We start from the raw sequence: 24,217 nt of genomic DNA, 5'->3' as shown, positions 1-24,217 counted from the left end.
CGGCATTCCACCCACCACCCCTCCACCACACCTCAAGAAAACACCCACCCACACCCCCCACCACCCACCCACCACAACACCAAGACCCACAACCCGAAAACCCGAGGAAACAGGCCGGGACCCCCGGGCGCGACCGAGGGCCAGGGACGGCCGACCCCCGGGGGGCGGTAGGCCGGCCTCAACGGAACGCGGAGAGCCCCCCGGAGGGCGGCGGGCCGGGCACGCGGAACACGGTCACGCGCGACGGGAGAGAACACACAACCCCCGGACCGCACAGCCGACGCCGTCCGGGCCGGGGCCCGGCACCACGCTCGGCCGGGAGCACAACAGACCGGAGACGGTACGCCGTTCAACCGGACCCGGCATTCGACCCCGAGGGGCAGCGACCCAGGGATGCTGCAGCGTTCAGCCCGGGGGTGCCGTGCGGCCCCGGAAACACAACGGCCCGTGAATGCTCCGGTGTTCGGCCGGACAGGAAAGGCAGGCGAGGGCAGGCGCCCCGGCCGCACCCCCGCCGCCCCGCCCCGGTCCGGCGCGGGTACGTACGGGTGCCGGGGGGCGGAGGTTACTGCGGGAGGTTGCCGTGTCTGCGCGGAGGGCAGATCGGCGCGCTTGGTGCGCAGCACGGCCAGAGGGTGACGCAGGGCAGCGCATGGCGGGCCGCAGCCGGGCCAGGGGGTGGAGCGAAAGCCAATCAGGGCGCGGGAGCGGAGCCACACAGCCGGAGCAGAGAAGACCGGGCCAGACAGGACCAGGACACCCGACAGGGCAACTCGTTCAAACAGCACAACAGACACGCGCACCGGCCACAACTACACCCCAGGTCCGCACCCACCCCACGCAGACAGGGAGCTCCGGACAGACCGGGATCAGGCCAGCAGGGTCAGCCGGCGAAAGGCGCCACAAAGCCGGGCAGGCCAACCTGCACAAGGGGCCCTAAAGCCGTGAGCGTCAGCCGTTCGTAGGCACCAGAGACGGCTGGGGAACCGACACAGCCTGCGCATACAACCGCGCTCCCCGATCCGGCGCCAGATCCAACCGTGCCAACACCGCCGGAACCGCAATCGCCGGAATCACGTGGTCGTACAGCACCGAGATCCGCCGCTCCACATCCGCCAGACCACACTCCAGCTGCGAAAACAACTGCACCCCGTGAAACGACGACACGATCAACTCCGCCGTCTGCCGGGGCACCACATGCGACAAAACCTCCCCGCGCTCCTTCGCCTCCGCCAACGTCTGCGCCGACAACTCAATCCACGCCGGCCACGCACTCCCGTAGTGCTCCCGCCCCTGCGGATCCGAAGACAACACTGCCCCCGCACGCACCACCGGATCCCGCGGCAACCGATGCGCAAGCAGCAGCCCCGCGTCCACCCACTCCTGCACCTTCAACTCCTGCGCCGGCCCCGCAAACGCCACCTGCGCCTGCAGCACCCCCCGAGCCAACGCCTCCTTCGAGTCGAAATGGAAATACAAAGCCCCCTTTGTCACCCCCGCCACCTGCAAAATGTCCGACACTGTCGCCGCCGAATACCCATGCTCGGCAAACACGACGGCCGCCGCCTCCAACACCGCCCGCCGCGTCCGAACAGCACGCTCCTGCTGCGCCACCCACAACCTCCCGCCACCACAACCCACATCAAAAAGGCAGCGGGCCCAAAAAGAAACCGCCGTGCACGTACCCTACCCACCCCACCTCACCACACCCCCCAACCACCGCACCCCACCACAGCCCAACAGAGGACAACAGCCCGGACCGCAGACCTTCAGGCCTCAGGCCTCAGGCCTCAGACCTCAGGCCTCAGACCGCCGACCGCCGACCGCCGACCGCCGACCGCCGACCGCCGACCGAGCAATACACCCGCAGGACCCATGTGCTGATGTGCCGTTACGTCAGGTGCACAGCGCAGGGGCAATCGGCAGGCAGCCCTGGGCCTCGCCACACCCCCAGCAGGCCCGCGCTCCCGCCAGCCCGCCACCACAAAAGACCAGCGCGGCACAGCGCAACAAGCAACATTCCGGCCAGACGGGTGAGGAACCCCCGCAGAACACCCCAAAGGGGGCCACCCACACCGCAGACAGCCCCCACACCCACCAGCCACGCCAACCGAACAATCCCGTCCGACTCGCCTGGCCTCGCCACAACCTCTCGCTACACACCCCGCTCGGGCCAACTGCGCCCAACCGCCGCCTCCGCGTCCACGCGCCGCAGCAACTCCTCATCGATCTCCCCGAGCGAGCGCACCACGTGCCGTGCCCCCGCCCGCTCCATCAACGGCCGCTGGAAACCGTCGTCGTAGTCACTGGGGTGCCCGATGAACGCCACCCCCAACTCGCGCGCCGCCTCCGCGACCCGCGCCACGTCATCGATGAACACCACCTGGTCCAGCCGCAGTCCGAACACGTCCTCGGTGATCTCCCGGATCCCCGGCCGGAAGTCGTTCGTGCACACGTATCCCGGCGCGTCGAACAATCCCGCCACATCACCCAGGTAGCGGTCGAAGTGCTTCCGCTCCAAGCCTCCGTAACACACCGTGGACACGCCCAGTCCACGCAACCGCTCCAGCAACTCCCGCGCCCCCGGCAGCACCCGCACCGGATGCTCCGCCACGTACCGTTCCCGCTCCTCGAAGTACGCCGCCAACAAATCCTCCGCACTGCCCCCCAGGACCTCCGCGGCCGCCCGCGCCGCCACCATCTGCGACTGCGACAACAGCGCCTGCTCCAGGTCCGGCCCGTACACCCCGCCCCGCGACTCCACCAGCCGCCGGATCACCGGGCCGAAGCTGTCGTTCAGCAGTACCCCGTCGATATTCACCGCCACCAACCGGAGATGGCCCAATCCCCCGCCCGCGCCGGCGCCCGCGCTCGCGTCAACCTCGACCGAACCAGCCTCGTGCGCACCTGCTCCGAACGAACCCTCACGACCCGTCATCACGACCCCGCCCTCACATCAACAACGAACCCGACACGAACCGAACCTGTACACGCCGCCGACCAATCCACCCCGCGGCCCCCTATCCCTGCCCTCCGCCCCCGCCCACGCGCAGCACAGACAAAGGCAGACCGAACCAACAGCCGAACCAACAGTCGAACCGACCGTCAGACGGTCAACGGGCCGACATCGCACTGCCCCGCCTGCCCGCCCCTCTACGCCAACGGCGCGAAAGCATAACAAGAGAACCGGACGCCCTGTTTTCCATTGAATAAACGGACTATCGAATTCCCCTTCATCTTGAAAACCGACCCCTCACCTCTGACCCCACACACCCGGCACTTCCTGCCAGCCGAGCCCGGACTGCCCTCCCACCAGGAACGCAACTACCCAGCGTAACGAAATCCCGAAAACCTACTCTCATCCGGGAAACCGTTGCAGCGGAATACTGGAATCCGAATACCTCCCGACCCGCCGCGTGTAATTACCACCAACCCTTGTAAAGGAAACCGGTAGGTATGTATGTTATGGCGTCACTTTCATTTCGCCTCCGGGGGAGAGGTTCATGAGCAGCAGTCTCGTATTGCCGAAAGACGCCCAGGTCACCCACACCAACAGCAACACGGCAACGGACGGCACAACCGTCAGGACCACGGTCCGCGACACCACCCACGACACCGCGCAGAACACCACACATGGCACCACAACCGACCTCAGCGCCAGCACCGACGTCGGCACAGTGAACGGTGCCGCGAACAACTCCACCGACGCCACGGACAGGCCCGCCACAGACGGCTCCACCACCCCCGACCGCGCCCGTCGGACCGGTACCGCGAAGGCGGCAGCCGCCCCGCCCCGCCTCACCACCACCGTCCCCGCCGAATACGTGCACCGCGCCGCGCTCGCCGAGGTCTTCCTCACCGGCTGCGAGAAGACCGGCCCCGAGACCTACGTCCTCAGCGGCCAATGGCCACGCGCCCACACCTTCTTCACCACCCTCGACGGCCGCCACGACCACCTCCAGGCCTGCGAAACCCTCCGCCAGACCGGCATCTACCTCGCCCACGCCGAACATGGCATACCCCTCGGCCACCACTTCGTCATGCAGGACATGACGGTCACCACCCACCCCGAGCACCTCGCGATCGGCAGCACCCCCACCAACCTCACCCTGCACACCACCCTCTCCCGGCCCGGCCGCAGCCCTCAGTTCACCATCACGCTCACCATCACCAACCCTCAAGGCCAGACCCTCTCCACCGGTCACGGCCACTTCACCTGCATCTCACCCGCCGCCTACCGGCGCATGCGCACCGCCAGTAACCCCGACAACACCACTGATCCCACCACCCACACCCTCGCGGCCCTCGTCCACACGCCCACCAATCAAGACCCCTATATCTACGGCCGAGTTCACTCCCGCGACCTGGTTCTCACCCCCACCCACCAACCCCGCGCCTACCGGCTCAACCCCCACCCCGAACACCCCGTCCTCTTCGACCACGACGGCGACCACCTTCCCGGCATGGTCCTGATCGAGGCCGCTCGCCAAGCCACCCATCCACACCCGCCCACCACTCAACTCACCCACACCCACACCACTTTCCACCACTACGTCGAATTCACCACCCCCACCACTGTCACCACCTCCCCGCCCACGCACACCCACAACACCACCACCCACACCGTCACCAGCCACCAGAACAACCGCCCCACCCACACGACCACCCTCATCCACACCCGGCTCTGACCACGCACCCCGACACCCACCCAATTCAGGAGCGCAACCGGGAACGAGCGGGAACCAGCGAGAACCACCGAGAACAAGTGGGAATTTGCCGCGGGCGTGCAGTTCAGTTCACCTACGGTTCAGCCACCGAAGATGATCCATGACTCGGGTGTCGGAAATTGATCAGTTCACCCGTGCAATTCCACTGCCCTACGCCCGGCGTTTCGGTGCCACCGGCAGCATCGAGAAAGAAGAAAGCGGGCCGACCCTCGGTCGGCCCGCCATCAGCTTTCCTGTCCGCGCGTTTCTACTGTGCCGTCTCCTCGGACAGTTGATAAAGCTCCGGCACAGAGACCTTGATCGGCTCTTGCGTGGTCCGGGCTATCACGACCACCACCGGCTCGTCCGGGTCCGGGTTCTCCTCCCGGTGCGGGACGAACGGAGGGACCAGGAAGAAGTCTCCCGGGCCCGCGGCGACCCGTACCTCCTTCGTGCCGTCGTGGTAGACGAACACGGGGTGGCCGCTCACCACGTAGATGCCCGCCTCCGACGCGCCGTGGTGATGGTTGTCCGTCGCACTCAGCGGCGGGTTCTCCACCAAACCCATCCAGAGCTTCTTCGAGCCGACCGTGCCTCCGCTGATGGCCGCGTAACCGTCCAACTCGCCGGCTCGGACATGGTGGACGCGATTGCCCAGCGGTCCCTCACTGCCCGCACCATCCGCGCTTCGCGCTGCGCTGTCGCCCGTGGCGGTGTTCATGCTGCAACTCCCTGCTTCTCAAGTCCTCTTGACTTCGCAACAGCCTGCTGCCATTTAGGCGCAACAGCAACCTAAGTTGCCGGAACTGCAAGCCTCCGTTCGACGAGCCCCCGCCCAAGCTGTTGATTCGCCTCCTCCCACCGTCTGCCATCGGCCCCCGCCTCACCCAACAGCCGGCGCGAACGCCCCGTCGGCGGCCATGACGGGGACCGCTGTGCAGACGTCCCCTTCCGTCGCGACGGTGATGTCCTCGGCGTAGCCTCCGCCTACGAGCTCACGCCCGGAGGCCCCCTCTGCCACAGCGGTGGCGATGTCCGGTGTCGTCCGGAAGGCGGCCGCCGCCATTGCCGCTTCCGGCGACAAGGCGCGTGCGTCGTCGCCATGACCACAGCCACGGCCACGGTCACGGTCACGGTCATGGCCTCGGTTCCGCTCATGCAGCTCATGCAACGCGCCGATGATCGCTCCCGCTCCCAACAAATCCTCTATCGCGGGCCTCAGGCTCCCGTCCGGCCAGCGTTCGCCGGAGGCGATCACCGCTACGGGGCGTTCCGTGGTCCCATAACCCTCGCGGGCAAGCCACCGACCCACGGCTGTGGCGTTCCTGAGGGCGCCTGCGACCACGGGTATGTCGCCGGCCGACGCGGCGATGGCGGAGCCATTGGGTGAGGGGAGTACCAGGCGGGGCGTGTGCGGGGCTCGCCGGAGTGCCGCCGGGGAGAGGGACCACGGCGCTGTCGCCGTGGCCATCCGGCGTCCGACTGCCAGGTCCGCGCCCATCTGCTCGGCGAAAACAGCTGCCGTCTCGTCCCGCCAACGGTAGGGGAAGACCCGCGTTCCCGCTTCTACGGCGACCGTCACCGACGTCGTGAACGAAAGTACGTCCACCACCACGAGGCAGGCGACGTCTGCCGCCAGCCGTTCCGCTCCTGTGGGACCCCAGTCGAACCGGACCCCGTGGGGCCTCTGCAGATACCAGTCATTCATGACTGATGATCGTGCCTGCTTGCCGCGCGGGGTGGGGTGGGGCAGGCTCGCTCCATGGTTTCGGTTTTGCAGAACGTAGCGGTCGATTGCGTCAACGCCTATGAGCTTGCCCGGTTTTGGAGCGAGGTGACCGGTCGTCCGCTCCACCCGGAGGACAGGCCCGGCGACAAGGAGACCCAGGTGATGCTGCCGGAGGGTCCGATCCTGTTCTTCAATCAGGTGTCCGAACCGAAGGCCTCGAAGAACAGGCTCCACCTCTGCCTGCGTCCGGAGACGTCCCGTGAGGCCGAGGTCGAACGGCTCATGGGGCTCGGTGCCGCCCTGGTGGTCGACCGCCGGGAACCGGACGGGTCGGGGTGGGCCGTGCTGGCGGACCCCGAGGGCAACGAGTTCTGTGTCCTGCGCAGTGAGTCCGACCGGGCCGCCACCACGGCGCCCACGACTCCTGACACACGTACATCCTCCGCGCCAGCACCCACCACGTCACCCTGACCGGTCGGGCAGTCCCGCAGCCGTCACTCCCCGGCCCGCATTGGTCGGCCGTTGTGGGGCAGGAGGGATCGAGCGACAGCGCCTCAACCGTGACGCAGCTCTCCCTGCCCCTCTTCCCCCGACAGGATCACGGACCATACTGGTCGGGCCCCGATCACCTACAGAACGAATCCATGGCCAAGAACAGCAGCTCCTCGACCACCGCCCCCGACACCGCGTGGCTGGGGCGCGGGCGCCATCTCGGGCCCGAGCCCGAGCAGGACGTCCGGCGCAACCTGATCGCCCTCAAGGCGGCCGGGGTGCTCGACGACTTCCTGGACCTCGACCCCGTGGAGGCGGCCCGCTCCACCGTCCTGCATCCGCGGGACGAGTCCGCCGACCCGGGGCCCTCGGCCCGCCGGCTCTTCGAGGCCCGCTGGCATGTGACCGAAGATGTCACGGTGCGCGCCCAGCTGACCACGTACGACGCCGAGACCCGGCGCAAGGACGGCGAGGGCGGCGTCACCTGGGTCCTCGCCGCCGAGGCGGAGCAGGCGTGGGACGCGCACTGGCCCTCGCCCGCCACCATGTTCTGGCCCGACAGCGACCTGGTTCCGTGGGACCACGACGTGACGTCCGACCTGCGTCTGCGGACGACGAATCACCTGCCGAAGGACGACGACGAGCTGCGCCACCTGCTGCGGGACTGCACTCGCCAGAGCTGGTACATCCATGTCGTCGTGCACGAGGCGATGACGCCGGACGCGAAGGGGCAGCAGCCGGTCTCGACGTTCCTGCCGCCGAGCCTGCGCCACCAGGTCGTCGAGCACCGGGGCACGCCGGAGCAGGCGCAGATCGCCGACTTCGCGATGAAGCGGGAACTGAGCGTGCGGATGCCTCGCGGGGGCGCCGTCGTCCTTCCCACGGCACCGCCGAACCCGGAGTACGACGCGGAGCGGTTCACGGTGCGCACGGTCTTCCTTGACGGCTCGGAGCCGACCGAACTCCTCGACAGGATCAAGGAGTTCGCCGCGCTCCCCCGCCCGCTGCCCACCGAGGCCGAGCAGGCCCTCACGCGGCTGCGCCAGGGCTGGCACCTGCTCACCCCGGACGAGGAACTGACCCACGCCCAGGACATGGTCACCAAGTACGCCGAGGCCCTCGACGCCATGACGACCTCGCGTGACCTGTACCGGGAGGCCGCCGAAGCCGCGCAGGCCGCGTTGGCCGAGGTGACGGGCGGCGACGGTACGCCCGTCACGACGGCCGCGCCTGGACAGGGCAGAACGGATGGGGGCGCGGGCTCGCCTCTCAGCGCCTTCACCAAGGCGTTCGGCCGCTTCCGGGAACCGAAGAAGTAGACGGCGCGTTCGAGACCAGGGTCTCGAGGACAGAACACGCAGGCAGGATGCCGGACGGACGCCTGATCGTCTCGCCCCTTACGGCGCCCCTTACTGCGCCACTTCCACCGCCCCTGCCCTCACCCTCGTCCTCACCCTGCACGGCGGCGATCCAGCGGCTTCTGGATACATATACTCGTTCGAGCTCGGAGAACAAGAACAGAGAGCAAGAACGGGGGGATCGAAGTGAAGCTTGCCGAAGCACTGGCAGAGCGTTCTGAAGCGACGCGTCGCGTCGAACAGTTGCGATCGCGCGTCGTCAGCAGTGCGCGCTACCAGGAAGGCGAGACGCCTCCCGAGGACGCGGCCCAGTTGCTGGCCGAGACCGGCGAGGTGCTCGACAACCTGGAGTCGCTGATCCGGCGGATCAACCGGACCAATGCCTCCGCGGACCTGGGCGAGGACGGCACGCTCACCGACGCGCTCGCGCGCCGGGACGTGCTGCGGCTGCGCCACTCCGTGGTCACCGCGGCCGCGGACGCGGCGGCGGGCACGGGCGAACGGGGCTACGGACGGCAGCTGCGGTCCGAGCTGGTGATGCTTTCCGCCCTCCCCGTCGCGGAGCTGCGCGGACAGGCGGACGCGCTCGCCCGCGAGATCCGCGAGATCGACGTACGGATCCAGCGCGCGAACTGGGAGGTCGACCTGCTGGACTGAGTCGGTTCAGATGGTGGGGAGCAGGTAGCTGTTCCGGAGGCGTGCACACACCGAGGGCCGGCGGTTTCCGGCCCACTCCTGGCGCGTGAAGAGCAACGCGGGGGTTCGACTCCCCGATGACAGTGCAGCTCCGCACCGCGTACAGGTGACAGTGCACCATGCACAACACATCACCACGTGCAGATCCGGGCAGTGAGGGCGGGTTCGGGGCACCCCCATCATCGAGACCCTTCACCGAGCGGCCGACCTTTCGGGGTCGGCCGTTTCGCGGTCAGCCGTTTCACGGTCGGCCGTTTCGCGGTCGGCCACGCAGTCTCAGAGCTGGCCCACCTGCGTGATCCGCTCGTCCCCCAGACTCCGCTGGACGTCCTGCAGAAGGACACCCAGGAGTTCGGTGAGCCGGGTCTGCTGCTCGGCGGTGAGGCCACTGATCAAGTCGGCCTCCCTGCCCAGTACTTGGTCCACCGTCGCCTCCACGAGTGCGTGGCCCGCCTCGGTCAGGGTGACCTCGACCGTACGAGGCCTGCCCTCCCCGGGGCGACGGGTGACCAGGCCCTCGCGTTCGGCGCGGGCCACACGCTGCGAGACGGCGCCCGCCGTGACCATGGAGAGCCGGCCCAGTTCACGGGTGGTCAGAGTGTAGGGCGTACCGCTGCGGCGCAACACGCTGAGCAGGTCCAGCGTCGCGGTGTCCACACCCGCCCGGGCGAGGACACGCCTCCGGTCGTCACCGAAGAGTTTGGCCAGCTGCCAGATCGGCGTGACGATGCCGATCGACGTGGCGGGGGTGCCGGGGCGCTCGCGCTCCCAGGCGGTCGCGATGTCCCGTGCGGTGTACGCGGCGGTCCCGGTCGCCGCGGGGGCGCCGCCCTCACCCTCCGCTTTCCGGGCTCCGACCTCGGACCCCGCCGCCCCGCCCGTTGTCTCCTCCACGCCAGCGCCTGCCTCTCAACCCTCGCCCTTCGGGCCCTCGGACCTTCGGGGGCCCTCGGACCATCGGGCTCTCGGACCACCAATGGTACGTTTACGTTTAGCTCTAAATTTAGGCCTCAACGGATGTTGGAGTTCAGCTTATGACACGCACCATCCTGATCACCGGCGGCGGCACCGGCATCGGCCGCGCCGCCGCCCGCCTCTTCGCCGAGCAGGGCGACTCCGTGTTCGTCACCGGGCGCCGCCGTGAGCCCCTCGACCGACTGGCGGCGGAGATCGGCGTACGCGGTGTGGTGTGCGACCACACCCTCCCCGAAGCGCTCACCGCCCTCCTCGCCGAACTCCCCGAGCAGGTCGACGTCCTCGTCAACAACGCCGGCGGCAACACCGACTTCGACAGTGAGAACGAGGGCGAGGGCAGGGGCAAGACGGGGCTCGGCGTCGGTGGAGCGGCCGACCTCGTCGCGTACGCGCAGGCCTTCCGCGCCAACCTCGACGCGAACCTCCTCAGTGCCGCGCTGACGACCAGGGCCCTGGACGGACGGCTCGCGGACGGTGGGGCGGTCGTCCACATCGGGTCGATCGCCGCGTCCCGGGGGTCCGGTGCCGGTTCCTACGGCGCCTCCAAGGCGGGGCTCGCCTCCTGGAACCTGGACCTCGCCCGCGCACTCGGCCCCCGAGGCATCACCGCCAACGTTGTCGCACCCGGCTACATCGCGGATACCGAGTTCTTCCGGGACCGGCTCCCCGACGAGCGGCGTGAGGAGCTCGTGGCGGCGACTTCCACGGGCCGCGCGGGTTCACCGGCGGACATCGCGGAGACGGTCGCTTTCCTCGCCTCCCCCGGCGCACGCCACATCACCGGCCAGGTGTTGCACGTCAACGGCGGCGCATACATGACCAGTTGAGCGCACGCCCCGCAGTGGGCCGACGGAGTGAACGGAACCTGACGGAACCCGACCGAACCTGACGGAGCCGGTGGATGCACCGGCTCCGTCGGCGTACACCGATGTCGTGAACGTGCGTCCGTGACATGGCGTGCATGAACTTGTGTGCGGAACAGCGCCGTTGCAGCGTAAGTTGTGTGTTGAACAGTCCACGCCACGGTTGAAAGACGGACGGTACCCATGACCGACCACGCCACGACGCCCGGTCCGGCGGCGCACCAGAAGATCGACACCTCGGTGCCGCACTCGGCCCGGATCTGGAACTACTGGCTGGGAGGGAAGGACAACTACCCCGTCGACGAGGCGGCCGGTGACGCGTACAGCGACGTCTTCCCCGGCATCGTCACCGTCGCCCGCAGCAGCCGCGCCTTCCTTCGCCGCAACATCACGCACCTCGTCACCGAGGCGGGCATCCGACAGTTCCTGGACATCGGGACCGGACTGCCGACGGTGGACAACACCCACGAGGTCGCCCAGCGGCTCGCCCCACAGGCCAGGATCGTGTACGTGGACCACGACCCGATGGTCCTGACCCACGCCCGCGCCCTGCTCACCTCCACCCCCGAGGGCGCGACGGCCTACGTCGACGCCGAGCTCGCCGACCCCGACCGCATCCTGGCGGCCGCCGCGGAGACGCTCGACCTCACCCGCCCCACCGCCCTGATCCTCAGCAACATCCTGGGGCACATCGCCGACTACGACCAGGCGCGCGCGATCGTAGCCCGGCTCCTGGACGGCCTGCCCTCCGGCAGCTACCTCTCGATCAACGACGGCTCGCGCGGCATCGACGCCGCCTACGAACGGGCGCAGGACGCCTACAACGAGACCGGCGCCGTCCCGTACTTCCTGCGGCCCGTCGACAAGATCGAGGCGTTCTTCGACGGGCTCGAGCTGCTGGAGCCCGGCGTCGTCTCGGTTCCCTTCTGGCGTCCGGAGGCAGGAGCTCCCGCCGCCGAGCCCATCGGTGAGCACGGCGGGCTCGCCCGCAAGCCGTGACCGTTCCCGTTCGCCTTCCCGTCCTCGTTCAGACGGTTCCGAGGTCCGACGAGTACCAGTGTTCGGGCCGCAGGTAGTAGACGACCTGCTCGCCGTGGTCCTTGGAGGCGAACTCCATGTACGGCTCGACCTTCTCGGGCGCGAGATAACGCGCCGACATCTCTCGCAGCTGCTCGATGGTCGCCTCCTCGGTGCGGACCACGGGCCCCTCGACGGAGACGTAGCGGATGGTCGGCTCCAGACGGTCGACCATCAGCGAGAAACGTCCCGCGGCCTCGATCAACCGTCCCTTCTTGGAGTGGCGGCCCGTCATCACCCAGAGCTCGCCGCCCGGCGCGTACTGGTACCAGATCGGCAGGGTGAGCGGCGCCCGTCCCTCCTCCGCCGCCACGGCCAGCGCTCCGATGTGCGGCTCGGCCAGGAACAGTTCGCGCTCTTCGACACTCAGGGGCATGCGGGTCTCCTTGTCGAGCGGTACCGGATGATGGCGCAGGTGATTGCGCAAGGTGCGGCAATGGTCATCAACTCGTCCGCCGACAGGCGTATTCCGTCCCCCCGTAAGTCACTTCCGTAGAGCCTGCTCGGCCGTGCACCTGAGCTCCTACCGAAACCTGCCGGGCGGCTGCACGCCCGCGCCGCTCGACATCGACCACCTCGTCCACTCCGCCGTGGGCGGCCGGCTCGACTCGTTCGGCCGTTGGGACCGTCCCCCGAGGGCTTCGACGTCGACTTCGAGCGGTGACGGCTCTCAGTGCGGCAGGCGCATGGCGAGGGTGACGACGGCTCCGAGGTTGCCGGCCGAGACCCTCAAGTACGCGGTGATGTGGCGGGCGAGCCACAGTCCGCGTCCCTTGGCGGGGTCACCGAGGCCCGGGGCCAGCGGAGGGATGACGTCCGCGGTGAAGCCGGGGCCGGAGTCGTGGATGTGACATTCCAGGTGGCCGTCGACGCGTTGCAGTGTCAGCGTGCCGCCGCCACCCGCGTGAGCGATGGCGTTCGTGGCCACCGCGTCGATGGCCACGATGAAATCGCCCCGCTGCGGTTCGGGCAGCCCTTCGCGGTCCGCGTACTGATCGACGAGCATGCGCAGGCGCGGCAGGTCGTCCTGGGTGAAGGGGCATTCCAGCAAAGGGGCGTTCGGCGGTTCGGCGGGGCCGGGCGACGTCATCAGCGGGTCACCTCGCTGAGCAGCAGGTTGGGCATGTTCTCAGCGCCTGCCCTGCGTAGTATGCGGGCGCCCGTCGGATGGCACAGGGCCCGGATCCCGTGGTCCTCGCAGGACGCGGCCAGACGCAGCAGGTCGACGGCGCAGGCGGCGCTGAGGAAGATGAGCTGGGACATGTCCAGCGTCAGCCGTCGGCTGTCCGCCGTGCGCTGGAGTCCGTTGCGTACGGCGGCGAGGAACTCTTCGCGAGTGGCGACGTCCGCCTCGCCGGCCAGGCGCACGGTGCCGGGCGACTGTTCCACGTGGAGTTCTCCGAGGCGGGACAGCAGTCGGCACGGGTGGGCTCGGTGCATGGCTGTCAGGACGTCGGGGGCGAACGACCGGCTGTCGTAGGCGCAGATCTCGGTGTACGGCCGGTCGGTGAACAGGTGTTGGGCGTGCGATTCCCGGTGCATCATCACCGCGATGTCGGCGTCGAGGTCCGCCACCCAGTGCATGTCGATATAGGTGCGCAGACCGCGGTAGCCCTCCTGCAGCGCGCGGCCCGTCTCCTCCTCGATGCGCTGCCACTGGCGCTCGGGGGTGAAGTGCGGGGCGGGGTGGATGAGCGTGCGCATGCTGCTGACCACCAACTGGCCTCGCTCGCGGGCGGCCCCCAGGAGGGGGCCGGGCGCGTCCAGGCTGTTCCACACCTCGCCCTCGTCCACCTGCGGTGAGGAGAAAACCATGACCTTCTCGCGCCGGGCGAGTCCCGTCCACGCGAACGTGGTGACCACGTCGCGGCCCGCGTCGTCGTCCGCGTAACTGACGAACGCGTGATCTCCCGGCCGGAGTTGCTGCACTGGCATCGTGCCGACAGATGCCGCGTCGTCAGCAGCGGCCATGGTTCACCCCCAAGTCTTCGAATGGACCGCCAGGGAACACCTTCTGGGGCACGGGCAGCCACGATAGCGACCTGTCCGCTGCTCCGGTCCGTCACCACACACAGTGATCGGAAGTGAACGGTGCTACGCGGATTCCTGCCGTGTTCCGACCGGCGGTGAAGGGGCATGCATCAATCGGGCCAGCAGGTCGTCCAGCGTGACCATGCCGGTGAGGCGGCCCGTGTCGTCGCTGACGACGGCGAGGGAGGCGCGGTGCCTGCGCAGTTGCTCGATGGCGTGGCCGACGGTGTCCTTCGCGGCCAGTTCCGGCACGGGACGTGCCAGTTCGCGCGCGGTGACCTCGGTGCGCTCACGGGCGCGGGCGATCAGGGCGTCGCGGGCGTGCACCGACCCGACGACCAGGGGGCCCGCGAACACGAGGAGGCGGCTGCGGTCGTGTGCGGCGGCCGTGGCGAGGATGTCGTCGATGCCCGCCGCGGCCGGGACCGAGGTGATCTGTCCGGCCGGTGTCTGGAGGTCGCCGACCGGTGAGTTCGGCTCGGTGAGGGAGTTGGTGATCAGCTCCGAGTCGTGCTCGCTGATCAGGCCGAGGCGTGCGGACTCCGTGACGAGATGGGTGAGTTGCTCGCGGTCGTGGACGGGGGCGAGCTCGTCGCGCGGGGTGACGCGGCACAGCCGCACCAGGGCGTTGCTGACCTTGTTGAGCAGTCCGATGAGCGGACGGACGACCTTGACGACCGCGCGGAAGGCGGGTGAGAGGAGCATGGCCGAGCGCTCCGGGTGGGCGATGGCCCACGACTTGGGCGCCATTTCGCCGACGACCATGTGCAGGAAGACCACGACGGTCATCGCGAAGGCGAAAGAGACTCCGTAGCTGAGGCCGCTGGGCAGGCCCCAACGGTGCAGCAGCGGGTCGAGTGCGTGCGAGATCGCCGGTTTGGAAATCGAACCGAGGCCCAGGGTGCAGACGGTGATGCCGAGCTGTGCGCCGGCGAGCATCAGGGACAACTCGCGCATGCCGGCGAGGGCTGCCCCGGCGCCGCGCCGGCCGTCGGACGCGGCCTTCTCCATGCGGTGCCGTTTGGCGGCGACGAGTGCGAATTCGGCGGCCACGAAGAAGCCGCTGCCGATCAGCAGCAGGACGGTCAGGAAGAGCACCATCGGGAAGCTCATGCGCTCGGCTCCTCGGTGTTAGGCCGGTCTCTGTCGGCCGGGGGGACGTCAGGGAGCGCCTCGGGGAGCCTCTCCAGACGCACCTGCTCCGCGACGTGCCGCTCCAGCGTGCGTACGTCGATCACCGCGGAGTCCCCGTCGGGCAGCCGCACGATGAGCCTGTCGCCCACGGATGGAAAGCGGCCGAGCCGGTCGACCACGAATCCGGAGACGGTGTCGTAGTCGTCCTCCTCGGGCAGCTCGATCCCGGTGGCCTCGGCGACCTCGTCGAGACGGCGGCCCGCGTCCACCAGCCAGCCCCGTCCGTCGGCGACGGCCAGTTCCACGACGGTGTCGCTCTCGTCGGCGATGTCGCCGACGAGTTCCTCGGCGATGTCCTCGTACGTGACGATGCCCGCCACGCCTCCGTGCTCGTCCAGGACGACGGCGAACTCGTCGTCGCGCTGCCGCATCTGCTCGACGGCGTCGGGCAGTTCGAGCGTGTCCGGCAGGAGCAGCGGCCGTCGGGCGACCGCGGCCGCGGTCGTGCCGGGCAGGCTCGCCGCGGTGAGCCGCGTCAGCTCGCGGACGCCGAGCACGCCGCCGATGTCGTCGGGGTGGTCGCCGAGGACGGGGTAGTTCGAATGGCCGTGCTCGGCGATCAGTTCGATGGCGTCGGCGGCGCTCGCCTCCTTACGGACGAAGACGGCGTCGGCACGCGGCACCATGACTTCGTCGAGGGTGCGGTCGGAGAATCCGAGGGCGTGGTCGAGGAGCGTCGCGGTGTCCTTGGGGAGCTCGCCCTGCGCGTGGGACTCGCCGATGAGGTGGCCCAGCTCCTCCAGCGTCGCGCCGTGGTGCAGCTCCTCGACGGGTTCGATCCCGACGCGGCGCAACAGCCGGTTGGCGGCGCTGTCGAAGATCCGCACGACGGGTCCGACCACCTTCAGATACGCGAGGGTGGAGGCGGCCAGGGATTTGGCGAGGCGTTCGGGTACGGCGAGCGCGAGGTTCTTGGGAGCCAGCTCGCCCAGGACCATCTGGACGACGGTGGCCAGGACGAAGGCGAGGACGACGGAGATACCACCGACGGCGCCTTCGGGGATGCCGATACCGATGAGTGCGGGCCCGAGCAGGGCGGACACGGAGGGTTCCGCGATGAAGCCGACGACCAGGCCGGTCACGGTGATGCCGAGCTGCGCGCCCGACAGCATGAAGGAGAGGCGTTCGAGGACCCGCAGGGCGCGTGCCGCGCGCTTGTCGCCCGCGGCGGCCTCGCGGGCCAGGGCGAGGCGGTCCGCGGAGACGTACGCGAATTCCTGCGCCACGAAGTATCCGGTGCCGGCGGTGAGGACGAAGACGGCCAGCAGGCCGAGGGCAGCGCTCATCGGCGCGTCGGCGGGGAGAGCTGTGGGGGGTCCGTCGGTGGGGCGGACAATGCGGTGCTCCTCGTTCAGGGTGTTTCAGGACAACGGTCCTGGTCGTCCTCGGGTTCCCTGATCACTTTCCGCCGCCGCAGCGCGGCGTGCCACCCGATGCGGCGGTCGGACCCGTCGGCGAGGGGGCCCGGGCTCATGCGGGGGTCCATGTGCGGGCACCGCGTTCCGCAGGACGGGAAGGCGACCCCCGTCTCGTCCTCCATGGTGGCGAAGAAGCGGCGCCCGACGGACGACTGGCGTGAGGTGGACCAGGTGTAGCCGTCGCCTGCGGTGAGGGCGAGGTGCACGGTATGACGTCCGATGCCCTGGCCCTGCCAGTGGGTGGCGACGGCGACGCTGCCGATGTATCCGAGCCGGCAGGGGTGGCAGACCTGATATTCGAGGCTGCCCACCTGCCGGTCGTCGCGGTCCAGGACGACGACGACCCGGCGTCCCGCGGGCAGCGTCTCGACGACGCTCTCGTAGTGGACCGCGGGAGGCCGGGCCGGAGGATTCACTCGGCCGGTTCCTTCTGTCTCTCGTCCTGCTGTTTCTGTTTCTGTTGCTGTCCCTGCACCTGCGCCAGCCCCTTCCCTTTGGCGATGGCGGTCGCGTCCTGTCTGAAGGCCCAGGTCATCCTCGGCTCCATGGCGAAGCGGAAGACGCGCTGCACCGGCGGCGTGCACAGCAGTGTGATCACCGTTCCGGCGAGGAGGGTCACGGTGATCTCGCCGAGCGGGCGGTGGATCCAGGCGGCGTCGTACCAGTCCCAGAAGCGGGATCCCTTGGCGAGGAAGCCGTGCAGCAGGTAGCCGTACAGCGTTCCGGCGCCCAGTGCCGTGAACCACAGCTTCCGCCCGGGCACCCAGGCGAAGAAGCAGGCGACGAGGATCAGCGAGCAGCCGAAGAGACCGATGGTCATGACGGCGCCGGACCAGCCGGGCGCGGCCAGTTCCTGTGCGCTGTCGCGGCGGTAGAACCACGCCGCGTTCATGCGCGGGGCCGCCCAGTAGGCGAAGGCGAGGGCCAGGGCGAAGACCGGCAGGGCCAGGATCCGTGCCTCGCGGCGCCGCACCATCTGGAAGTGGGCCGGCTTCAGGACGAGACCGAGCACGAAGAAGGGCAGGAACTGCAGGACGCGCTGCAGGTCGAGGTCGTCACCGATGTCGGGCGACACGGACGCGAGGACGGCGATGGCCAGCGCGATGGGCAGGGGCCGTCGCACGAGCTTCCAGAGGGGGGTCGTGAGGCGCCAGATGAACAGCGCGGCCAGGAACCAGGTCAGGTACCAGGGGTCGAGCAGGCTGATGGGGTAGTCCGGGTCGCCGCCCGCCCACCGTTTGAAGAAGGTGTACGCGATCTCGAAGATCACGTAGGGCACGGCGATCCCCGTGACGAGGCGGCGGATCCGGTTCGGGCTCGCGTCGAAGCTGCGGGAGAAGTAGCCGGAGATGACGATGAACGCCGGCATGTGGAACGTGTAGACGGTGATGTACAGCGCGGCGGCGGCCCTGCTGTCGCCGCGCAGCGGTTCCCACGCGTGCCCCATGGCGACGAGGACGATCGCCAGGTACTTGGCGTTGTCGAAGAACGAGTCCCGCTGCTTGGCCGGTTTCGCCGTGTCCGCGGCGGGGCTCGCGGCGGCATGCCTGCGCAGCGTGGGCTGTTGGGGAGGCAGCGCCAACGCATGACGGCCTGTTGGCCGTGCGGTCTCACTCAAGATGCCTCCCACAGTGAACCTGAGCCTGCGAAATCGCGTCTTGCTCCGAGTGCGGGTGATACGCCGTCGCAGAACGTCTCCGGCACCCTAGCCATACTTCTACAGTCGCGTAAAACCCCACTGGTCGTGGGCTTCTCCACGTGGATCGGGCGTCCCGCGGGACAGGTGCCGTACGCCGACTGCCCCCGGATACCCACGAAAACGTCAACGAATCAGAAGCGCTCCCGAAACGGATGAGGCCGGCGCGACACCTTCCGGTGTCGTGCCGGCCTCATCCGCCGTCGGTCGTGCGGGCGGTCCGCTGCCCTCGCTGCGTGCGGTCAGTCCGTGCCGAACTCCATCGCCGCGCGGTCGAGCGCCGCGTCCTCGGTGGAGACCTGGCCGCGGGAGGCGATGGCCTCGGCGCCGCCTTCCGGCATCTCCGGCATGCTGCCGATCAGACCGGTGGCGGCCGCCTGGGCGGCGCCGATGGACGGGTTGGCGGTGCCGATCAGGCCGAGGCCCGCGTACTGCTCCAGCTTGGCGCGCGAGTCGGCGATGTCGAGGTTGCGCATGGTGAGCTGGCCGATGCGGTCGACCGGGCCGAACGCGGAGTCCTCGGTGCGCTCCATGGACAGCTTGTCCGGGTGGTAGCTGAAGGCCGGTCCCGTCGTGTCGAGGATCGAGTAGTCCTCGCCGCGCCGCAGCCGCAGCGTGACTTCGCCGGTGACGGCCGCGCCCACCCAGCGCTGCAGCGACTCGCGCACCATCAGGGCCTGCGGGTCCAGCCAGCGGCCCTCGTACATCAGCCGGCCGAGGCGCCGTCCCTCGTTGTGGTACTGGGCGAGGGTGTCCTCGTTGTGGATCGCGTTGACCAGTCGCTCGTACGCGGCGTGCAGGAGGGCCATGCCGGGCGCCTCGTAGATGCCGCGGCTCTTGGCCTCGATGATCCGGTTCTCGATCTGGTCGGACATGCCCATGCCGTGGCGGCCGCCGATGGCGTTGGCCTCCATCACCAGGTCGACGGCGGAGGCGAACTCCTTGCCGTTGATGGTGACCGGGCGGCCCTGGTCGAAGCCGATCGTCACGTCCTCGGCGGCGATCTCGACCTCGGGGTCCCAGAACCGCACGCCCATGATGGGTTCCACGGTCTCCACGCCGGTGTCCAGGTGCTCCAGCGTCTTGGCCTCGTGGGTGGCGCCCCAGATGTTGGCGTCGGTGGAGTACGCCTTCTCCGTGCTGTCGCGGTAGGGCAGCTCGTGGGCGAGGAGCCACTCCGACATTTCCTTGCGGCCGCCGAGCTCGGTGACGAAGTCGGCGTCAAGCCAGGGCTTGTAGATCCGCAGCTGCGGGTTGGCGAGCAGGCCGTACCGGTAGAACCGCTCGATGTCGTTGCCCTTGAAGGTCGATCCGTCGCCCCAGATCTGGACGTCGTCCTCGAGCATCGCGCGGACCAGGAGGGTGCCGGTGACGGCGCGGCCGAGCGGCGTGGTGTTGAAGTACGCGCGACCGCCGGAGCGGATGTGGAACGCCCCGCAGGTCAGCGCGGCAAGGCCCTCTTCCACCAGCGCGGCACGGCAGTCGACCAGGCGCGCGATCTCCGCGCCGTAGGTCTTGGCGCGGCCGGGCACCGAGGCGATGTCGGGCTCGTCGTACTGCCCGATGTCGGCGGTGTAGGTGCACGGGACGGCGCCCTTGTCGCGCATCCACGCGACCGCGACGGAGGTGTCGAGACCGCCCGAGAAGGCGATGCCGACGCGCTCGCCGGCGGGGAGGGAGGTGAGGACCTTAGACATAGGAAGAGTATGCATCATCGCGCATGGTCATGCAAAGACGGGTGAGCGCGGCCACGGCGACGACGTGGACAACGTGACGGCACTGCCGCCCCGAGCGCCGGCTGACCCTGCACCGGCCGGACGGCGCGTCCAGCGGGGTACGAGGGTCAGGCGGCGCCGTCGAACGGGGTGATGCGGCGGTACGCGGCCCGGGCGTACCGCACCCGGGCCGTCGCCGTTCCGATGAGGGCGGCGGCCAGCAGGCACGCCACCCAGCCGGGGTCCCGGTGCCCGGCCCAGGAGAGCTCCCCGGTGGGGTGGGCGGCGAAGACGTTCAGCAGGGCCCAGCAGAGCAGGGCCGTGCCCGGCGCCGCGACGAACCGGCCGAGCGTCCCGACGAGCGCGGCCAGTACGGAAAGCGCCGCGAGCGCGAGGCCCGTGCGGTCGAGAGCGCCGAGCAGGTCGAACGCGATGACCAGCACAAGGGAGCCCGAACAGGCCGTCGTCCACACGAACGGCGTCGCCATGGGTTCAGGGACGGCCCTTGCTCCCTTGGCGATGTACCGCCACTCCACCACCGTCGTTCCTCCCCACGACCGGGTGCCGGGCGCCACACCGCCCCCGGCTTCTCCCCGGTCGGCCGATTCTCCCACTCCGTGGTGGGAGAGCCGAGGTCGGATCAGTAGAGCTTGTTCACGGCGGTGGCGGTCGTGGTCTTGAAATCGGCCGCCTGAGCGTTCGCGAAGTTGCCCATCTGGCCCCACCTCACGAGCGTCACCGTGTTGCCGTCGCGGCCCACCGAGAACATGTTGATGTCGGAGGCGCCCCACGTGGCGGTGGTGTGGACGCCGTAGACGTGGGCGCCCTCCTCGGCGTTCACCTTTCCGTAGTACTTCTGCTTCGCGGTGATGTCGGGGTACTGCTTCATCACCGACTCCGCGCAGCCGTCGAGGTTCTTGCGCAGCAGGGCGGCGAAGTCCTTGGCCCGCTGCTCGCTGCGCTCGACCACGGTCACCTGGAGGGCGTTGGTGTCGAGGTCGGTCCGGTACGTGCGGTGCACCGAGATCGACGGCAGGGCCTCGCCGACGCACATCGGCAGCGGGTCGGGCTGACCCGCCGTTACCGGCCCGGCGGTCCAGGAGGACGAGGCGTGCGGCGGCAGTTCGCTCGGCGACAGGAAGCGGGGGGTGTCGGCCGCGGCGGCCGGCACGGTGCTCGCGGCGACGCCGGCAGCGGCCAGCGCGGCTCCCAGCACGAGCAGTCCCTTGTTCACGCGCTTGTTGATCTCCATTGTGTTCCCCCATCGGATGCGGTCGGCGTGCTGTACCGGGACCATGTGTGCGTCAGAAACCGCTGCCTTGATCCCACGCTCCATACGACCCGCGACCCCACCCGCTCGTTGCCCTTCGCCACGTCACAGCTCTGTCCCCGGTGTCACCGAACGGCAACAGCGATCCGCCGCCCGGGAGTCACCGCGCGCGCAGCCACGCGTCCAGGGCACGGAAATCCGCATCGAGGAGGCCGTGTCGCGCGTCCACGCGGTGGAGCAGGGCACGCCCCGGATGGTGGAGCGCCACCCAGGCCCGGTCCGCCGCGGTGATCTCGTCGTCGACCCACGCGAAGGCGCGACCTGCCGCGTGCGCGACGAGGGTGCGGGTCTTCCAGTGCAGTCCACCCCGCTCGTCCTCGTCCGTCGGTTCCGGCCAGTCCACCAGCGGCAGTTGCGGCAGTCCGAGCCGCGGGGCGACGTAGGCGTTCGCGTCCGACATCCACGTGGTCGCCCACACCAGCTCGCACGGCAGTGCCAGGAGTCGGGGTCCGAGCCGCGGGTCGGCCCTCGACAGCAAGGGGTTCGCGGCGGCCTCCCGGGGCTCGGCCCCGACGCGGTACGTCGGGTATCCGCCGGGCAGTTCTAGCGGTGTCGCGCCGAACGGTACGAGCGGGCCGTCGACGTCCAGGAAGAGGAGGGGGCGTTGCTGCGGGCTGGTCACGGGGGCACGTTATCTGCCCGGGCCGGCCCCTTCACCGGTGTCGTCCTCCCTGCTCACGGCCCGTCTGTGACCATCGCACGATTCACTCGTTTGACGGAGGTCAGGACGTAACACCTTCAGCCTTCGGAAGGTCCCTCGATCGATGAGCACATCGCAACGGCGCCGGGCCAAGGCGTTCGAGCCCGTGGCCCTCGACCATGCCGAGGCCGTCATCGTCGACCAGTACACCCGACTCGTACGCCTCGCGTACCTCACGCTGCCCGGCAGGCTCAGCCGGCACCGCCGCGTTCTCGCCGCGCATTCTCTGGTACAGCGTGCCCTGCCGGGCTTTCGGGTGCGGCATGCGACGGCCCGGGTTCCGCTGCCGCGTACGGGGAGCGCGGACGGGGGCGGGGGCGGGCCGCGGGGGACGGCGGAGCCCGCCAGGACGGGCACGGCGTACATGACCGCGCGCGTGCTGTGCGCGGCGCTGGCCCACGAGCGGCGGCCGCGCGGGTGGCCGGACCGTCTGCCGCCGCCACGCGAACTGCGCCCGACGCTTCCGGTGGTCTGGGGGCTGCGGCTGTTCCCCCGCGCGGGCGGCACGGACGAGATCGCGCTGGTGCGGGTCCTCTCCGAGCTCTCCGCGCCCGCGCGCGCCGCGTTCGTGCTGTGCAGGCTGGACGGGCTTGCGCACCCCGAGGTCGTGGAGCTGCTCACTGCCGCCGACGTACCCGACCCGGAGGCAGCGCTGCGCGCCGCACGCCGCGTCGAGGAGACGGTCGGCGAGGCGGCGGGCGAGCTGCTGCGCTCGCAGGAGTTCGACGCCTGTTCGGTGCAGACCCGGCCCACCGACCTGCTCCGCCGCCGACGCCGCTTCCGGCTCCTCTGGTGCGCCGCCGGCATCACCGCGATCAGTTGCGCGGCGCTGCTGACGATCGGTCCCGTCCCGGTCCCCGGCGACAAGCCGACACGGCAGACCGGCGGGCGCCCCGCGATCAGCGCCGACGCACTGCTCCGCACCTCCGGGGAGGTGTGGGCCGACACCTCGCGGGTGGACTTCAGCGCCTGGCCGGCCCGCGGCTCCCGCGCCGACGACCGCGCGCTGCTCACCCGCGCCCTCGCCGCCTGGACCGACCCCCCACCCGGCACCCGCGTCGGGGCCGCCCGGGCAACGACCACCGAACCCCCGCCCAGGGCGACCCAGTTGCTGTACGCGGATGTCGTGGACGGCGAGGCGGTCGTCCTGTTCCACGACGGCAGGCGCGTGGTCCGCTACGTGGAACCCGCGTCCCCGACCGAGCCCGCGTCCCTGGATTTCTCGCGCGCCGACGACTCCGACGTGACCACGGCGGCGGCACTCGCCGTCAGCCGCAAGGACGGCAGAGTCCGCTACCTCACCGCTCCCTGGATCACGGAGGCCCGCTCGCGCGATCTGCTGCGCCCCAACTCCCCCGGCCGGCCCCTCGACGTGTCCGGTCAGGGCCTCACCGCGGCCGTCGACGCACCGTCGGCCGCGGCCCCGTGCGACAGCCTGCCCGTGCTCCAACTGCGCTCGTCCGCCCGCATCGTGGAGAAGCACGCCTTCCTCGTCACCGATCTCGGCGACCTCGCTCCCGCACACCTCAGCTACACCCCGCTGCCCGGCACCGGCGCACCCGCCCGCCAGCCGCGCGAGGCCACCAGCGGCACGGCTCTGCGGAGCTGGGCCCGCGGCGCGTGCCGTCTCTCCGAACTGCGCGGGCGCGGCGTGCGGGCCGTCAACCAGTGGGACTTCGCCGATCAGAGGCTGCCGGAGGACGGCGGCCGGGCCGTGTGGTCGTGCACGCGCGCCTCGACCTGGCGCGGGCCGGGGAGCGTCCTGCTCCAGTTCCGTACGCCCGCCGAGTCCGCGACGGCCCCGGCGAAGGTCGTCGGGCGGGCCCGCTCGACGGCCGCGTGCAGCCGCTTCGGCCAGCATGTCGTGGCGAGTACGCGGTGGACGGCGGGCTCCGGGCACCGGTACCTCCTGGCCGCCGGCAGCCGCGACGTCACCCGGATCACGGTCACCGGGGAGGCCGACGCGGAGCGGCGCGGTCGCACCCTGGCCGTCCGGGCTCCCGAGGACGCCCGTGTGACGGTGCGGGCACGTCTGGCGGACGGCGAGGGGCTGGCCGAGGTCGGCGCCAGTACGAACGCGCACGGCCCGCGGCACGACCCGGTACGTGACCGGGGGTCGGCCACTTCGGGTGGCGGACGTCGATGACGTAGTCGTGCGCGTGCCGCCAGCCGTGGGGGCCCGCGTGCGCGTCGGCGAGGTGGGGGTCGTCGGCGGGGAGGGCGGTGTGCAGGTGGGT

General features: G+C 69.9%; 23 protein-coding genes. 7 read left to right on the top strand and 16 right to left on the bottom strand.

Annotation, left to right across the window (positions count from 1 at the left end):
* Positions 1 to 951: 951 nt before the first annotated feature.
* Together AC07DO_RS32835 and AC07DO_RS32830 are read right to left on the bottom strand one after the other, a co-directional pair.
* On the bottom strand, positions 952 to 1,614 hold the full coding sequence (locus AC07DO_RS32835) for a ScbR family autoregulator-binding transcription factor (protein WP_479064878.1): 663 nt from the start codon (positions 1,612 to 1,614) through the stop codon (positions 952 to 954).
* Positions 1,615 to 2,155: 541 nt separating this feature from the next.
* Positions 2,156 to 2,938, bottom strand: coding sequence for an HAD family hydrolase (locus AC07DO_RS32830; protein WP_479064876.1), 783 nt, complete (start codon positions 2,936 to 2,938; stop codon positions 2,156 to 2,158).
* A 565-nt stretch (positions 2,939 to 3,503) separates the two neighbouring features.
* Here AC07DO_RS32830 and AC07DO_RS32825 point away from each other — a divergent pair.
* Entirely contained in the window at positions 3,504 to 4,688 is a 1,185-nt protein-coding gene (locus AC07DO_RS32825; RefSeq protein ID WP_479064874.1) for a ScbA/BarX family gamma-butyrolactone biosynthesis protein, read from the top strand.
* 286 nt (positions 4,689 to 4,974) lie between these two features.
* On the opposite strand, the gene AC07DO_RS32820 is transcribed toward AC07DO_RS32825, so the two are convergent.
* A complete protein-coding gene (locus AC07DO_RS32820) occupies positions 4,975 to 5,427 on the bottom strand; it encodes a cupin domain-containing protein (protein WP_479064872.1) in 453 nt (150 codons plus the stop codon).
* 162 nt (positions 5,428 to 5,589) lie between these two features.
* Positions 5,590 to 6,414 carry a 2-phosphosulfolactate phosphatase gene (locus AC07DO_RS32815; RefSeq protein WP_479064870.1) on the bottom strand — a complete coding sequence of 275 codons (825 nt, stop codon included), beginning with the start codon at positions 6,412 to 6,414 and terminating at the stop codon, positions 5,590 to 5,592.
* 54 nt (positions 6,415 to 6,468) lie between these two features.
* Between AC07DO_RS32815 and AC07DO_RS32810 the strand changes: the two genes are divergently transcribed.
* The 3 genes from AC07DO_RS32810 (at position 6,469) to AC07DO_RS32800 (ending at position 8,942) form a co-directional block, all read left to right on the top strand.
* Entirely contained in the window at positions 6,469 to 6,906 is a 438-nt protein-coding gene (locus tag AC07DO_RS32810) for a VOC family protein (RefSeq protein ID WP_479064868.1), read from the top strand.
* Positions 6,907 to 7,079: 173 nt separating this feature from the next.
* Complete coding sequence (locus AC07DO_RS32805; RefSeq protein ID WP_479064866.1) at positions 7,080 to 8,246, top strand: hypothetical protein; 1,167 nt, start codon at positions 7,080 to 7,082, stop codon at positions 8,244 to 8,246.
* A 225-nt stretch (positions 8,247 to 8,471) separates the two neighbouring features.
* Positions 8,472 to 8,942 (top strand): DIP1984 family protein, encoded by a 471-nt coding sequence (locus tag AC07DO_RS32800; protein ID WP_479064864.1) that lies wholly within the window; start codon positions 8,472 to 8,474, stop codon positions 8,940 to 8,942.
* A gap of 315 nt (positions 8,943 to 9,257) precedes the next feature.
* On the opposite strand, the gene AC07DO_RS32795 is transcribed toward AC07DO_RS32800, so the two are convergent.
* The gene (locus AC07DO_RS32795; protein ID WP_479064912.1) at positions 9,258 to 9,764 is read right to left on the bottom strand and encodes a MarR family winged helix-turn-helix transcriptional regulator; all 507 of its coding nucleotides are present in this window, start codon (positions 9,762 to 9,764) and stop codon (positions 9,258 to 9,260) included.
* 251 nt (positions 9,765 to 10,015) lie between these two features.
* On the opposite strand from AC07DO_RS32795, the gene AC07DO_RS32790 reads away from it, so the two are divergent.
* Positions 10,016 to 10,783, top strand: coding sequence for an SDR family NAD(P)-dependent oxidoreductase (locus AC07DO_RS32790; RefSeq protein WP_479064860.1), 768 nt, complete (start codon positions 10,016 to 10,018; stop codon positions 10,781 to 10,783).
* Between the two features lie 219 nt (positions 10,784 to 11,002).
* Positions 11,003 to 11,818 (top strand): SAM-dependent methyltransferase, encoded by an 816-nt coding sequence (locus tag AC07DO_RS32785; protein WP_479064858.1) that lies wholly within the window; start codon positions 11,003 to 11,005, stop codon positions 11,816 to 11,818.
* A gap of 28 nt (positions 11,819 to 11,846) precedes the next feature.
* Here AC07DO_RS32785 and AC07DO_RS32780 read toward each other — a convergent pair whose 3' ends face one another.
* From AC07DO_RS32780 to AC07DO_RS32730, 11 genes are all read right to left on the bottom strand, one after another.
* Positions 11,847 to 12,272 (bottom strand): pyridoxamine 5'-phosphate oxidase family protein, encoded by a 426-nt coding sequence (locus AC07DO_RS32780; protein WP_479064856.1) that lies wholly within the window; start codon positions 12,270 to 12,272, stop codon positions 11,847 to 11,849.
* Between the two features lie 294 nt (positions 12,273 to 12,566).
* On the bottom strand, positions 12,567 to 12,986 hold the full coding sequence (locus AC07DO_RS32775) for an ATP-binding protein (protein ID WP_479064854.1): 420 nt from the start codon (positions 12,984 to 12,986) through the stop codon (positions 12,567 to 12,569).
* On the bottom strand, positions 12,986 to 13,867 hold the full coding sequence (locus AC07DO_RS32770; protein ID WP_479064852.1) for an MEDS domain-containing protein: 882 nt from the start codon (positions 13,865 to 13,867) through the stop codon (positions 12,986 to 12,988). The genes AC07DO_RS32775 and AC07DO_RS32770 overlap by 1 nt, the downstream gene beginning before the upstream one ends.
* 123 nt (positions 13,868 to 13,990) lie before the next feature.
* Positions 13,991 to 15,040 carry a hemolysin family protein gene (locus tag AC07DO_RS32765; protein WP_479064850.1) on the bottom strand — a complete coding sequence of 350 codons (1,050 nt, stop codon included), beginning with the start codon at positions 15,038 to 15,040 and terminating at the stop codon, positions 13,991 to 13,993.
* Positions 15,037 to 16,407, bottom strand: a complete 1,371-nt coding sequence (locus AC07DO_RS32760) for a hemolysin family protein (RefSeq protein ID WP_479064848.1) — start codon at positions 16,405 to 16,407, stop codon at positions 15,037 to 15,039. The genes AC07DO_RS32765 and AC07DO_RS32760 overlap by 4 nt, the downstream gene beginning before the upstream one ends.
* 65 nt (positions 16,408 to 16,472) lie before the next feature.
* The gene (locus AC07DO_RS32755) at positions 16,473 to 16,955 is read right to left on the bottom strand and encodes a GNAT family N-acetyltransferase (RefSeq protein ID WP_479064846.1); all 483 of its coding nucleotides are present in this window, start codon (positions 16,953 to 16,955) and stop codon (positions 16,473 to 16,475) included.
* A complete protein-coding gene (locus tag AC07DO_RS32750; RefSeq protein WP_479064844.1) occupies positions 16,952 to 18,157 on the bottom strand; it encodes an acyltransferase family protein in 1,206 nt (401 codons plus the stop codon). Before AC07DO_RS32750 ends, AC07DO_RS32755 begins: the two co-directional genes overlap by 4 nt.
* A 320-nt stretch (positions 18,158 to 18,477) precedes the next feature.
* A complete protein-coding gene (gene argG / locus AC07DO_RS32745) occupies positions 18,478 to 19,932 on the bottom strand; it encodes an argininosuccinate synthase (RefSeq protein ID WP_150175314.1) in 1,455 nt (484 codons plus the stop codon).
* Between the two features lie 146 nt (positions 19,933 to 20,078).
* Positions 20,079 to 20,438, bottom strand: a complete 360-nt coding sequence (locus AC07DO_RS32740; RefSeq protein ID WP_479064842.1) for a hypothetical protein — start codon at positions 20,436 to 20,438, stop codon at positions 20,079 to 20,081.
* A 152-nt stretch (positions 20,439 to 20,590) separates the two neighbouring features.
* The gene (locus AC07DO_RS32735) at positions 20,591 to 21,202 is read right to left on the bottom strand and encodes a hypothetical protein (RefSeq protein WP_479064840.1); all 612 of its coding nucleotides are present in this window, start codon (positions 21,200 to 21,202) and stop codon (positions 20,591 to 20,593) included.
* Between the two features lie 178 nt (positions 21,203 to 21,380).
* Positions 21,381 to 21,902 (bottom strand): HAD domain-containing protein, encoded by a 522-nt coding sequence (locus AC07DO_RS32730; protein ID WP_479064838.1) that lies wholly within the window; start codon positions 21,900 to 21,902, stop codon positions 21,381 to 21,383.
* Between the two features lie 142 nt (positions 21,903 to 22,044).
* On the opposite strand from AC07DO_RS32730, the gene AC07DO_RS32725 reads away from it, so the two are divergent.
* On the top strand, positions 22,045 to 24,126 hold the full coding sequence (locus tag AC07DO_RS32725) for a hypothetical protein (protein ID WP_479064836.1): 2,082 nt from the start codon (positions 22,045 to 22,047) through the stop codon (positions 24,124 to 24,126).
* Positions 24,127 to 24,217 lie beyond the last annotated feature (91 nt).

Source organism: Streptomyces sp. NPDC045678 (assembly GCF_056432085.1).
This window is presented reverse-complemented; position numbering and strand designations above follow the sequence as displayed.

What these genes read in the sequence shown, in the direction of transcription:
- AC07DO_RS32820 (WP_479064872.1), bottom strand. Translation starts at nt 5,427, where the DNA reads ATGAACACCGCCACGGGCGACAGCGCAGCGCGAAGCGCGGATGGTGCG.
- AC07DO_RS32725 (WP_479064836.1), top strand. Translation starts at nt 22,045, where the DNA reads ATGAGCACATCGCAACGGCGCCGGGCCAAGGCGTTCGAGCCCGTGGCC.
- AC07DO_RS32815 (WP_479064870.1), bottom strand. Translation starts at nt 6,414, where the DNA reads ATGAATGACTGGTATCTGCAGAGGCCCCACGGGGTCCGGTTCGACTGG.
- AC07DO_RS32770 (WP_479064852.1), bottom strand. Translation starts at nt 13,867, where the DNA reads ATGGCCGCTGCTGACGACGCGGCATCTGTCGGCACGATGCCAGTGCAG.
- argG (WP_150175314.1), bottom strand. Translation starts at nt 19,932, where the DNA reads ATGTCTAAGGTCCTCACCTCCCTCCCCGCCGGCGAGCGCGTCGGCATC.
- AC07DO_RS32765 (WP_479064850.1), bottom strand. Translation starts at nt 15,040, where the DNA reads ATGAGCTTCCCGATGGTGCTCTTCCTGACCGTCCTGCTGCTGATCGGC.
- AC07DO_RS32775 (WP_479064854.1), bottom strand. Translation starts at nt 12,986, where the DNA reads ATGACGTCGCCCGGCCCCGCCGAACCGCCGAACGCCCCTTTGCTGGAA.
- AC07DO_RS32790 (WP_479064860.1), top strand. Translation starts at nt 10,016, where the DNA reads ATGACACGCACCATCCTGATCACCGGCGGCGGCACCGGCATCGGCCGC.
- AC07DO_RS32780 (WP_479064856.1), bottom strand. Translation starts at nt 12,272, where the DNA reads ATGCCCCTGAGTGTCGAAGAGCGCGAACTGTTCCTGGCCGAGCCGCAC.
- AC07DO_RS32830 (WP_479064876.1), bottom strand. Translation starts at nt 2,938, where the DNA reads ATGACGGGTCGTGAGGGTTCGTTCGGAGCAGGTGCGCACGAGGCTGGT.
- AC07DO_RS32810 (WP_479064868.1), top strand. Translation starts at nt 6,469, where the DNA reads ATGGTTTCGGTTTTGCAGAACGTAGCGGTCGATTGCGTCAACGCCTAT.
- AC07DO_RS32740 (WP_479064842.1), bottom strand. Translation starts at nt 20,438, where the DNA reads ATGGCGACGCCGTTCGTGTGGACGACGGCCTGTTCGGGCTCCCTTGTG.
- AC07DO_RS32760 (WP_479064848.1), bottom strand. Translation starts at nt 16,407, where the DNA reads ATGAGCGCTGCCCTCGGCCTGCTGGCCGTCTTCGTCCTCACCGCCGGC.
- AC07DO_RS32805 (WP_479064866.1), top strand. Translation starts at nt 7,080, where the DNA reads ATGGCCAAGAACAGCAGCTCCTCGACCACCGCCCCCGACACCGCGTGG.
- AC07DO_RS32785 (WP_479064858.1), top strand. Translation starts at nt 11,003, where the DNA reads ATGACCGACCACGCCACGACGCCCGGTCCGGCGGCGCACCAGAAGATC.
- AC07DO_RS32735 (WP_479064840.1), bottom strand. Translation starts at nt 21,202, where the DNA reads ATGGAGATCAACAAGCGCGTGAACAAGGGACTGCTCGTGCTGGGAGCC.
- AC07DO_RS32825 (WP_479064874.1), top strand. Translation starts at nt 3,504, where the DNA reads ATGAGCAGCAGTCTCGTATTGCCGAAAGACGCCCAGGTCACCCACACC.